Genomic DNA, 12,765 nt, shown 5'->3' with positions numbered 1-12,765 from the left:
TTATTTTGGAATTTCGAATAATACCTGCATAGCCTTACCAGACTGCTTATTTACTGTAGTATCCAACAAATGATATACGGGCCTTAAAATAATATTGGTTGGTCTTATGCTCCATAGTGAATCTGAAAGCTGCACCAGCTGCAGTTGGGAGGATAACTGTAATAATCTCTCCCTCTCCGTTCCCAACTGCAGTACTCCATAATTGAGGGTATACAGTTCGGGCTTATTGTACTTTGTATTTACTATTTTTTGTATTGAGGTTAATGTTTGTGCATTGAATGACAGAATATCTCCGGCTTTTAAAGCTGTTTTGCAGTTTACAAACCCTCCTGCCAATTCAAACGGAATTGGCTTGCCGTTTAAACTGATTTGAAAATGGTTCATCCAGCGGGGAGCGAAGAAACTGAACGTAGAAGCCTTTTTTCTGCCACTTTGCAAAACCTTAACTGTAAAATCGGAAGAAAACGGATAGCGGGTAATCGTTTGAAGCCTTAACCCATCGCCCAGGTTATAGACCGCCCTAAAAAAGAACGGAAATATCACCCTGTTTTGATCGGAAAAGCAACTAAACCGGACGGCGCTGGTTAATCCTTCGGCTCCGCGCATGGTGCAACACCAGTACGCCTCATCTGCCACTACTTTCAAAAATGGTTCATCTTGATGTGTACAGTTATCCAGGCCGAAGCCACCGTTAGCCCTTTGAGTACGGGATAAAGCATTGTAGTATATGTTATGGGCATCTTCGAGGTACAAAGGGTTATTCAAAAACTGCCACAATTGTACTGCAACAATATACGAATCAACAATAGCGCAAGGCTCAGACCAGGAAGGCCGTCCGAACCAGTTAAAGTTTTCATAATTTGAACTGGTTGCGGCATTGCGGTAAATCAGGTATCGTTTTTCAACTTCCGTCAAATATCTTCGATCGCCGGTAATAGTGTAAAAACGTAGTATCGCACGAAGTGCGGTAAGTGTAGCATGGGTTTGGGCGTTGATCGCTTCAAGTTGTATCTGGAAAAAGCGTTCTGTCATTTCTTCAATCAGCGTACGTAACTTTTTTTCCGGAAAAAGCTGATAGGCATGTACCAATCCATCGAGAAAGATAAAATCACAACCAATATCAGTTGAAAGCTTCCACCTGCCCACTGTATTAAGTGTTGTTCCGGCGGCGGCACCCATTCCCTTCTCACGGCTGGAAGGGTCAATAGGATATTCCCTGTGAAAACCTGTGGTAGGCAGGGCCAGGTTATGTACTATTCCTTGTATAATCGACTTTACTCTCTTATCCTTCTTCCATTCATAGTAAGTGCATAGCCCTCTCAGCAACCAGCCATGCCCGGATAGCTGCTGCTCTAAAACAGAGTCTTTATAAACAGGCCCCAAATATCCTTTTTCATTCAGATGGCCAGGCAACTGATCTATAATTGTTTCCAGATACCGGGCAGCACGATGATTGGCCTGCGCCTGCAAAGCCAGGCCCAATATGGTTCTGCCTTCTTTATCACCCGGCCATCCTTCGGAGGCTCCGCCTGCATTAAAAACATTTTCTGGTCGGTAAATATCATCTTCCAGTCTATTATAGTTTCTGTTCAATCTTGCAGCCAACTCACCTTCTACATATACCTGTGAATAGGAAACTGAATTTAGTTTTTGAGCGTTGGAAGAAAAAACAAGTAATAAAAAATTAAAAACAAAACATACAAAGTATCGCATGAATATGGAGAGATTAAATATTAATTTAATAACTGCATAGAAAATCTAATACAGCATTTTGCTATTCAATTGCCGCGCGTGAAAACATATTTCTACAAAGTAGGGTTAGACAAACCTCACTCAATAGCCAGGGTTTTGCCCTGCCTTAAATTCACCTGTATTTTGAGCCCTTATAGTTGGATTTTGATCGATCCAGCCTTGAAAAATAGGAAAGAGATAGTTCTTTTCTTTATAAAACACCATATTATGAACGATAAACCGGTTATACACCAGCTTACCATTCTGCAAGCTTATGTTAATTCCATACTTGGGCTGGTTCAATACTATTTCGGCCGTTTTCCATCTGATCAGATCCCAATAACGTTTATTCTCAAAGGCTAGCTCTATCCTTCGTTCTCTTCTTACAATTTCTCTTAATTCAGTTTGAGTAAGCTGCCTTGAGTAGGTTTTTATTAGTGTAGGTATTCCGGCACGCATTCTTACGCTATCGATTGCATTATATACTGACTGGTCGATCTGATTCAGCTCAATTTTTGCTTCTGCATAATTAAGTAAAACTTCTGCATATCGGAAATATTCATAATTGGGACCTTCCAGTACATTTACTTCTGTAACGCCATCGTTAATTCCTTTTCTTCTAAAATATCCTGTATGCCTTTCAGCATTCGAACTAACTGAATAATTGCCTCCCTGCCTTGTATAATATACTATATTCCTCCAGATAGAGCCATCGTATACAATAGACTGATAAAACCTGGGATCACGGTTGATGTAAGGAGAGTCGGGGTTAAATAAAGGGGATTCTGTAACAGGTAAACCATCTTTCATCAAATAATCATCCACCAAATTCTGTGTAGGCTGCATCGCACCCCGCGAAGGCATAGGTCCAAATTCGCCCGAACGTCCTGAATTCTTTGAGCCGGAAAGATGCTGATAAGCAAATATGGATTCTTTATTATTATTATTGGTTGTAAGAAACTGGTTATTGTAATTTGCAAAAAGCCCGTATTTGCCAAGGTCTCTCACCTGCTGGTTAGTATTTGCAGCATCCTCATATTTATGATTATACAGTTCACACCATCCCTTTAATGTTAACGCTGCTCCCCGGGTGGCTCTTCCGGTGCCTACTTCATTTGGAAGATCCATATAAATCTCATTGAGCTCATCAATTATAAACTGATACGCTTCCTGGTAAGAACTACGGGGGTAAAAAATCCCATTCCCCTGCTCCTGCCTGTTAAGCACTTCTTTAATCAAAGGTACTCCCCCATATGCCATCCACAGCCAGTGATAATAGAAGGCTCGCAGGAACCTTACCTCGGCCAGCCTTTGCCTTTTCCAGTTTTCATCAAGATTGGCTATATTTTTATTTACTTCCGATATAAACAGGTTACATTTTCTTATTCGCACATACACGTCATCATATTTGAAAGGAACAGAGGGATACCCATGGTTATACAGGCCTGGGTTATTGGTGCTGGCCCCATAAGACCGAGTAACAGAGTTTTCCCACGACATTCCCCAGCTATACCGGCCTGTAACATTATCACTCCAGCCTTCCCACGAATCGTATGCTCCGCCAGCTTCCTGGTCAGGAAGCGCGCTGTAAATATCATTTAAAAAGATATCGGCGCCATCTCTGTTTGCAAAGAGTGTTTCTGAGCTTAACTGATCTTTAGGAACAATTTCCAAAAATCCTTTTTTGCAACCACCTGATAAGATAACAATAAGTATAACAACAAATACCCCTATATTTTTAGAAGTGTTCATATTTTTATTTTTAAACTATTTTATAATGTGATATTGGCTCCCACAGAAAATGCGCGTTGCTGAGGATAATACCATCCCCTTGTATTACTTCCTGTTGAAGAAAGCTCAGGATCTACAATACCTTTTACAACGCTCCAGGTAAATAAATTTTGCCCGGAAGCAAAAATCCTGCAGGATTTAACCGGTGTCTTTTTTAGAAATGTGTCGGGGATTTTATAGCCCAGCTCAAAACTTTTAATCCGCAGGTAAGAGATATCCCATACCCACCAGGTGGAGGTTTGCTGGTTATTAGTGTTACCTGCTGCCCCATATGGACGGGGTACTTTTGCATCACGGTTTTCAGGAGTCCAGTAATCAAGAGTATAGGTAGTAGTATTGGCACCGCTCAGCAACCATACAAGCTCCTGCCTTATGAAAGCACTTGTTTTGGCTGCTCCCTGAAACAGAACAGACAGATCTAAGCCCTTATAAGAAATCCGGGGACTAAACCCATAAATAATTCCTGGAATATTCGGATTTCCAATAGCAGTCTGGTCGGTGGCATCAATCTTACCATCACCGTTCAAATCTTTATACTTTATATCTCCCGGCGCTACTACGCCGCCAATAGTTTGTACCGGAAAGCCGTCTTTGTCATCAATTTTTCCATCACCGTTTTTGTCATCTTCTGACTGGAACAGGCGTTCGGCTACATAACCAAAAATGGTATTGAGAGGTCTGCCGGTACGCCTTCTGTTAGGATCATTATAGGTAGCTTCGTTTTCGAAGGTTTGTATCAGCTTATTTTTAGCATAAGTAAAATTGAAGGTCAGATCAATTAAGAACGCTCCTATGCGCTGAACTCCGTTAACGTTCAGGTCCAGCCCCTGGTTACTCATGATGCCTGCATTTTCCTGTGCGACAGCAATTCCATACTCCGCAGGAACTATACTGGCAGGGCTTACCAACATATTACTGCGCTTTTCCCTGAAATAATCTGCTTCGATATTTAATTTCCTGGTGAAAAGAGATACTTCTAAACCAATATTAGATTTTTTTGACCTTTCCCAGGTAATATCCGGGTTTGGTTCCAGCCTCTCTTTAGCCCCCTGGTAAACGGTTCCTCCAAAGACATAAGAGGACGCGGCATCGATGGAATAAGTGCTCAGGTACTGAAAAGGGCTTCCCGCCAGGTTACCAGATATACCCCAGGAACCCCGGATTTTTAAATTATCGACCCAGGTTATCGATTTCATGAATTTTTCCTCTGATAATCGCCAGCCAGCTGAGAACGCAGGGAAGAAACCAAATTTATGCCCGGGCGCAAAATAGTAATTACCATCATACCGGCCGCTGGCTTCCAGTAAATATTTTCCCTGATTATTATAGGCTACGCGGTATACATATCCAACCTGAGAAGTCCCTGAAGCGTTTCCCCCGTTACTCCAATATACCTGGTTGGGATTTCCAAAATCAAGCTCATCAATATCTAATATTCCATTAGTTCGCTGTGCGGAAAAAACGTTATATGTTGTTCTTCTGCTTTCAGCAACAAGTAACCCTGTTATATCATGAATGCCAAACTTGCGATGGTAGTTCAGGTAACCCTGCCACGTGATCCTCTTTCTTTGCTCACTGTTCTGGTATAACGTTTTTGACAGAGATAACGTTACCGGTGTATAAGTATATGGAGTTATACTGGTGTCTATATTATAAAATATCATGCCGGCAGCCTTTCCTCCTCCCTGCCAGTTTTTGTTAGTTACAGTTGTGGGGTCATAGTTAAATACACCTTTCATGCTTAATCCTTTTATAAACGGAAGTTCCTGTTGAATAGCAAACTGGGAAAAGATTTCCGTACGATCGCTGAGCCGCGATCCGCTTAAAGTATTAGCATACATTGTATTGGTTATGTTGCCATTATTGGTGGCTAAATATCCGTTAGAGAACTCAATAGCTACTGTCGGATTCCATTTAATAGCTCTTTCAAAAACAGTAATCGGATCCAACCAGGGTCTGGCGATCTGCTGCTGGGAGCCATTGATTGAAAGCGTCATAGTAGTTGTTCTGGTAACTTTGGAAGATAGCTTGGCTGTCAGGTTATATCTATGGTTGCCCGTTGTGGCATAAAGGCCACTTTGATATAAATAACCTAAGCCAAGAAAATAGGAAGCTATATCCTGCCCTCCGGATGCTGTAAGGCTATGTCCTGTAATGGTTGTATTCGCGTTCCTGAAAAAACTCATCGCATCCGAATTAGGATATTTGTCAGGGTCTGCATCCCGGGTACCTTCTACTGTTTTTTTATACCCATTTAACTGACTTTCCTTAAATGGTAATGCCGCAGCAGGGTTTTCATTTTTAGTAGCCTGATTTCGCATAGATGCATACTCGGATGAGTTCAACAGTTCGGGTACATCTGTAGGGCTTTGCCAACCCGCATATCCTTTATAGGATAATGAAACTTTACCAGCTTTTCCACTTTTAGTGGTAATTAATACTACGCCGTTGGCACCTGCAACACCATAAGGAGCTACAGCAGCAGCATCTTTAAGTAAAGTAACTGATTCAACAACATTAGGGTCCAATCGGTTCAACTCACGGGGTACACCGTCAACAATTACAAGTGGAGCTTTATTTCCCGTGGTTCCCATTCCCCGTATATAAAGTTCTGCATCATCATTTCCTGGCTCTCCTGTACCTTGTGCAGAAATAAGACCCGGAATTCTTCCGGTTAAAGCACTGCTGATATTCGCAACCGGTACATTTTCTATATCTGACCCTTTGATGGAAGAAACTGCGGCAGTCGATGAAACTTTCCTTTGAACACCATAGCCTACAACGATAACTTCATCCATCTGGTTCGATAACGCCTTTAATTGCACATCCAAAAATCCAGAGTCTTTTATAGCAACCTCCTTGTTTAGGTAGCCTACCGCAGAAATTACAAGCACTGCGTTTTCATCCTTCACTTTGATTGTAAATGTTCCTTCTTCGGATGTGGTGACGCCATTATTCGTTCCCTTTTCGATTATGCTAACATTTTCCAACGCAACACCTGATTCATTGGTAACCTTACCAGCTACCGTGTGCTCCAGAGCTTCATTTTGATACCCAATAATCACGACAAGATCGCTATTCATTTTTTTGAATGAAAATGGGGTAGTTGCCAAAAGGCTTTGCATTACATAATCAATGGTTGCCTGTTTGGCAACAATATCTACTTTAAATCTATTCAGGCTGACTTTGTCACTATAAAAAAAACGATAATCATAATTCCTCTCTATATATTTAAGTATAGTTGATATCCGTTGGCCCTTTAGGTCAAGATTAATCCGTTCCTGAGACAAACCGTCAAAAGAAAAAGCCTGGAAAGCCGGAATCAAGATTAATAAAAGAATAAGTTTCATCTGAAGCAGAAATTTGGTCAATGCAAATCTCATTACCCAGGAGGTTGGGCAAGCATTTTTTTTCATACATTTGTTTTGTTAATTTAACAATAGGCAATTGCACTAGCAATCTGTCTTAAGCCGGCGGAAAATGTTCGTAGCATTTTTCGCCTTTTTTATTAGTAAATCGTTACATGTTTTTTCTCTATTTTGTATTTTAATCCTGATGTAATTTTAAAGAGTTCCAATAGCTCTTTTATACTTTCATCTTTAACAATACCGCTAAATTTTATGTTTTGCAGTGCTGGTTCCTTCACTTCAATTGTAATGTTATACCATTTTTCCAATCTGGGGATTAGATCCTTAAGCTTTTCATCATCAAAAGACAATGCTTCTTTTGTCCACTGGGTTTCAAATGCCACAGAATCCTTACCCGTTACATGAAAATGACTCAGCGACACTTCTACACCAGGTGCGATGCTATTCCCGGATCTGATAACAGATTTATTTGCCTTCACTATAATTTTCTCACTTGGTTTTAGCCGGAACACCCGGTTATCCTGATTTTTCAGCATCACTTCCACCGATCCCCGGATCAATGCTGTTTCAACAACGGAGTCTTCCTGAAAAGCCCTCACATTAAATGCGGTGCCCAACACTTTTACATCCATTGTATTGGTATGAACAATAAAAGGCCTGTCTTTATCCTTCACTACATTAAAGAAAGCTTCCCCATCCAGGTATATTTCCCTTGTGTGTTGGTTAAACCCTTCAAACAAACTAAGGCGGGAATCCTTATTCACTTTAACCCGGGTACCATCGGGCAATATATAGTCCGCTTTATACGCTTTTTTCTCAGCAAACACCCGGGTACCGGAATTACTGTCAGCCTGCCGGGAATTATATGTAAGCCAGCCAATTGCCAGAACCGTGATAATTGCTACTGCCGCCGCTGCATACCTGAAGTATATTCTCCGGGTAACATTTATTGAAGGCTTTTTCTTTTCTGCCTTTCTGATCCTTTGTAATACGCGATCAAGAGATTGCTCTGTTTCCTGTTCATCAAAACGCACCTTTGCAGCAAGCAGCTTTTCAAAATCTTCTATAATATCCTGATGCTCGGATTGTAACAATTCAGAAAGTTCCTGATCATCTTTATCCGTCAGTTCCCCTTTTGATTTTTTAAGGAGCAATATAAAAGTGCGGCTTTGCATCATTTTTTGCCTCTATTTATAAAACACAATAAAAGATTCGATTCCCTAAAAGAAATTTATTTTTTTTTAATCTGCTCAGGCTCCATCCCATTAGCGGAACCTGCAGATACTATCATGGTTAAGATTGGTTTTTACGGCTGTAAAACACCTTATACTCCGGCAGTTCAGTTTTTAATGCAGCAGCTATTTTATTAACCGCTATATTTAATTGCGCGTCAACCGTTTTTGTAGAAATTTCGAGGAGCTCCGCTACCCGGCTATAGGAAAGTCCTTCTTCTTTAATAAGCCTGAATATAAGTTTACAGCGTTCAGGGAGTGCATTGACAGCGTCAGCAATTTTTTTCAAATTCTCTTTTTCAATAAGATGTTTTTCGGGATATTCAAAAGTAAACTCCATACCATCGCCAATTTCCTCCATGCCAATATTTCTTTCCCGATTTATTACATTGATACATAAATTTTTTACAGCGGTATATAAATAATGCGTGAAATTATCTATTGCTGTCAGCCTGGCCCGGTTCATCCACAGCCTTACAAATACATCTTCCACAACTTCCTCACAACGCTGGCGGTCTTTAAGCATTGAATAGGAAAATGAAATGAGACCCGGGAAAAAATGTCTGTACAGTTTTGAAAACGCAATTTCATCGCTGCTCCCGGCAATTAAATCCACCCAATATGACACGTTTTCATCTTGCATTAACTTAATCTCTATTTAGATATTGTCAAAGCTAACTTTTTTCATACAATATTATTCTGCGTTTCAAAACTCCGTTGCATGGCCAGGTGTACCATTAACCGTATTATTTAAGCGTTCCATTGGTGCCTGTTACCGTTAGGGTAATAATAGGGCCATTAAAATTATAAGGCCTTTCAGTCTTATGAATTGTTCAATTCATACGCTATTACGTCCAAATGCGGATCAAGGAGTTGATGGGATATTTGTTGCCCGCAGGTACAGTGGTTCTGAGTATCAAACGTCGCCGCTGAGAAGATCCGGACACCGGCACTATCGTATAGCGTAACTGGGATCTGGCAATGAAGGGAACACGACTGACTAAAAAAGTGTGCTGCTTTTAAAAAAACAGCATTTAGATAATCAACCTGTAAGTGGTCATCAGCTGGGCGATTATTATCAGATGGATGGTAAGCAATTGCAACAACAATATAAACCCATATCAGCGATTATAAAAACCGGGAACAACAAACGCAAACTTCAGAGTAGAGGTTGTTTAAACACAATATAAGCACTCATTTAAGTATTGATGAGACCGCCCTGTCTAATTGTTTACACAGGTAACCAATAAAGCAGCAAAAGCACAAAAGAGCGCTATGGTATCGATGATTAAATGCACCAATGGCTTCCTTATGCTCTTTCTATATCACCACCTCAAATATTAAAAACGCTTCGCCGGATCCAATTAAAAGCAGAAACTTCGCTTTTGGCTTCATCAGGTAATTCCCAGATAATTGCACGTTCAATTAACCGGCCTTCAGAAAGACTCATATGGCCTGCAAGCGATGCATAAAAGTTAATAAGAAAAAGTACCTGGTCGCCATTTCTTTTGTCAAAACTTCTGCGGCTGGGCTGGCCATCAAAGATGTTATTTTCATTCCAGGAATAATGAGTTCCCTCCAGATCTTGTTTTCGAAAAAGCATACTGTTTTATTCAATGTGTTATAAAATCGTAGTGGTGCTGCACGAACATAAGAAGGACAGCGCAGCACCTTTTATTTTCTATTACCGTTTCCGGCCAAAACGTTCTGTCCCGTCGTCAGTATCTTTATTACTAAAGAAGCCTCTCCTGGAGCGCTCATTTTCACAAACCGAAGCCACGGCCTTTTCCTGGCAAATTCATCGGTAATCACTTTAACAGCAGACACCCGCTCAGAGGACCTTGAAAAATTTCGCCCCAATCGGCGTATGAGGCCTGAAATCCAGGTTTGAAATATACATTCATTGTACTGATTTCTTGTTTTAAGAAAGAGGCAGAAATGCGGCAGCAAAAAATAAGAAGAGATGAAATAAATGCTATTATATAGTAGATATTATAGCTGATCCTATCTTAAATGATGGAGTATTTAAACCTGTATTAAAAATACACTTTTTTGACTGTAATTTGTGTTTTTTATTTCCCAATATTAAGTTATTTCGTTAAACCCCAAAAGCACAGCTCATCGGGTATAGAATCGAAGTGCAAAAAACAACCATTGGTTCAATGAGCAAATTCCATTCATATATTTTTAAAGAAGCGGTTTAAACTGGCCTCTTTTATGTTGCAGATATCTGGCCATGCAGCAGACTAACGATTTATCCGTTCAAACGGAAATTGATCCTTTACATGTTCATTGAAATATACGCCTTTTGATTTAGAGCTTTTGAAGGCATTGTAAATGAATGGAGGCACCTTTTGATAGTGGTATATCCAACCGGATACAAATTCTACTATCAGCAACTGCTTTGCTTCGTTATAATGAATGGAATGTATCACGGTTGAAGGCATGGCCTATACTTTTTCTTTTTCCTGTACCGTTTTTTTACCGGTTTCAATTTCAACTTCTTTAGTGGTGACTGCATAATCGTTTGGATGGATATCATCGCCATAAGCTACTGCATAGGCTTTTGTAAATTCGGCGCCGAGATAAAGAATAATAGAGGAATAGTAAATCCAGACGATAAGAATTACCAGCGATCCTGCTGCACCATAAGTACTGCCCACCTTCGTTTGAGAAATATACAGGGATATACCGAATTTACCCAGCATAAACAAGAACGCTGTTATCAATGCGCCTGCAAAAACATCCCGCCATCTTATCTTAGCATCGGGAAGCACCTTAAATATAACAGCGAATATGATGCCGCTGATAAGCAGCGTAAGCATTAAATTAATAATATAGAACAATGCTACCGTCACATCCGGATACCTTGCCTGCAGCCCTTTACTGACACCTTCAATTATTCCTGTTATTGTTAATGAAACCAGTAATAAAAATCCAAGGCTTACAATAACAGAAAATGAAAGAAACCTGTTTTGCAGCATCTTTAACCAGCCTTTTTTAGGTTTGGCTTTTAACCCCCATATAGTATTGATAGAATCCTGGATTTCTCCAAAAACGGTAGTAGCACCGATCAGAAGCGTTACCCCGCCAATGATAGCAGCAATTGTACTTTTTCCTGTAAGTGAAGCATTCTTTATAATCTCCTGTAGCTGACCGGCTGTGTCTTCCCCTACAAACCCCTGCAAAACAGCAAAAACTTCACCCTCTACCGCCTCTTTCCCTAAAAACAGGCCACATAGAGAAATGATCATCACCAAAAGTGGTCCCATAGAAAAAACCGTATAATATGCCAGCGATCCGCTCAGTTTGGTAATTTTATGATCTGAGAATCCTTTAAAAGTGTTTTTAATAACCTCCCAGACCCCTTTGAATGATAATCGCTTGTCTTTTTTATTAGCAGGCATTGAAGATTCCATTATTTTTTATTTGAATTAGTAATACTGTATAAATAAATGTGCCAATTCTTATTACATAAATAGTATGTGAATTTGTTGGTTACTAATACTGTAACTTGTAGAGTGCTTCAGCGTGTTCTGCCAGCTCTTTCTCTTTTTCCGGCACAACTTTTTTGGCTGCTTTCAGTAGTTCCCATCCGTGCCGGTTCTTTTTTAATACCAGAACTCCGTTCTTGCTATCATACACAATGCACAATTCGGGTCCGGTATCTGAATGATATAGATCGAAATGATACCAGGTATTGCCTAACTTCTTATCAGCCGCTATTTCTCCGGCAGGCTCATCTTCGACCTCATCCAGCGGTTCTGCTTTTGGAGGCTTTATGGATATCCTGCGCTTTTGGGAATAAGGGAGCTTAACAGAATCCGGATCATAGTCCGGTACCATCAGGCTGATGGTTCTGCTTAAATCCCCTCCCAAAATATCTTCTGTTACCACAAATTTATCTTTGAATTTCTGCAGCATGGTACCAACTGAAGTTTGCTTGATAATAAACCTGCCGTTGAGCACCTCGCCATTGAGTATAAAAGAAAAAGACCTCTGCTTTACGCCCTCTTTTACCTTCTTTTCAGTAGTTGCCTTATCATCGCCTTTATTGACCGTATAAGTGCCTTTGTCGTAAACCTGTTTTGCCGGGATTACTTTAGGCATAATAGCCTTTAACCGGGTCACTTTGCGTGCAAACCGGTTATCCTGGGCAGGAGGGTAATTACTCCACCAGCAATAATAAACATTTCCTACTTCCAGGCAGACATGAAACACCTTGGAATCGGGTTGGTAAACGACAAATCGGGATAAACCTTTATTGCTTTTTGACATGTTTTAGAAGAATCCTTACGTATTTACATAATTATTTATCAGTGGGTTAAATACAAGAACTATTCCAAGCTGAGAATATATTATATCCTGAGCGATTAACTGGCTATATCTTAATGGAGACGAAATATTAATAAATATATACTTGAAAATCCAGACAAATTGAATGATTTGTTTGGTCAGACGATTGAGAGTTTGCCTATTTGGAGGAGAACAGGATTTTACACCGATATACTACGCCGGATGAGTTCGCAGATAGAATATATAACACAAAATCAGAAATCTATTTCGTCGGAAAATTAATTGAAGAAATACTTATTGACTTTTAAAGTATTGAGTTCCAATATTCGAGTCTCAATTCTATAATG

General features: G+C 40.1%; 9 protein-coding genes. All 9 read right to left on the bottom strand.

What is annotated here, in order from left to right:
• Complete coding sequence (locus ACYVBM_RS04880; protein ID WP_460684505.1) at nucleotides 1-1,713, bottom strand: glycoside hydrolase family protein; 1,713 nt, start codon at nucleotides 1,711-1,713, stop codon at nucleotides 1-3.
• 120 nt (nucleotides 1,714-1,833) lie between these two features.
• Entirely contained in the window at nucleotides 1,834-3,483 is a 1,650-nt protein-coding gene (locus ACYVBM_RS04875) for a RagB/SusD family nutrient uptake outer membrane protein (RefSeq protein WP_460684504.1), read from the bottom strand.
• 20 nt (nucleotides 3,484-3,503) lie between these two features.
• Nucleotides 3,504-6,872, bottom strand: coding sequence for a SusC/RagA family TonB-linked outer membrane protein (locus ACYVBM_RS04870; protein ID WP_460684503.1), 3,369 nt, complete (start codon nucleotides 6,870-6,872; stop codon nucleotides 3,504-3,506).
• Nucleotides 6,873-7,030: 158 nt separating this feature from the next.
• Nucleotides 7,031-8,068, bottom strand: coding sequence for a FecR family protein (locus ACYVBM_RS04865; RefSeq protein ID WP_460684502.1), 1,038 nt, complete (start codon nucleotides 8,066-8,068; stop codon nucleotides 7,031-7,033).
• Between the two features lie 115 nt (nucleotides 8,069-8,183).
• Entirely contained in the window at nucleotides 8,184-8,765 is a 582-nt protein-coding gene (locus tag ACYVBM_RS04860) for an RNA polymerase sigma-70 factor (RefSeq protein WP_460684501.1), read from the bottom strand.
• Nucleotides 8,766-9,455: 690 nt separating this feature from the next.
• On the bottom strand, nucleotides 9,456-9,725 hold the full coding sequence (locus tag ACYVBM_RS04855) for a hypothetical protein (protein ID WP_460684500.1): 270 nt from the start codon (nucleotides 9,723-9,725) through the stop codon (nucleotides 9,456-9,458).
• A 643-nt stretch (nucleotides 9,726-10,368) separates the two neighbouring features.
• The gene (locus ACYVBM_RS04850; protein WP_460684499.1) at nucleotides 10,369-10,569 is read right to left on the bottom strand and encodes a KTSC domain-containing protein; all 201 of its coding nucleotides are present in this window, start codon (nucleotides 10,567-10,569) and stop codon (nucleotides 10,369-10,371) included.
• Nucleotides 10,570-10,572: 3 nt separating this feature from the next.
• Complete coding sequence (locus ACYVBM_RS04845) at nucleotides 10,573-11,541, bottom strand: YihY/virulence factor BrkB family protein (protein ID WP_460684498.1); 969 nt, start codon at nucleotides 11,539-11,541, stop codon at nucleotides 10,573-10,575.
• A gap of 82 nt (nucleotides 11,542-11,623) precedes the next feature.
• Nucleotides 11,624-12,400, bottom strand: coding sequence for a hypothetical protein (locus ACYVBM_RS04840; protein ID WP_460684497.1), 777 nt, complete (start codon nucleotides 12,398-12,400; stop codon nucleotides 11,624-11,626).
• Nucleotides 12,401-12,765 lie beyond the last annotated feature (365 nt).

Source organism: Niabella aquatica (assembly GCF_054779315.1).
The sequence above is the reverse complement of the archived record's forward strand: the minus strand, read 5'-3'. Positions and strand labels throughout refer to the sequence as shown.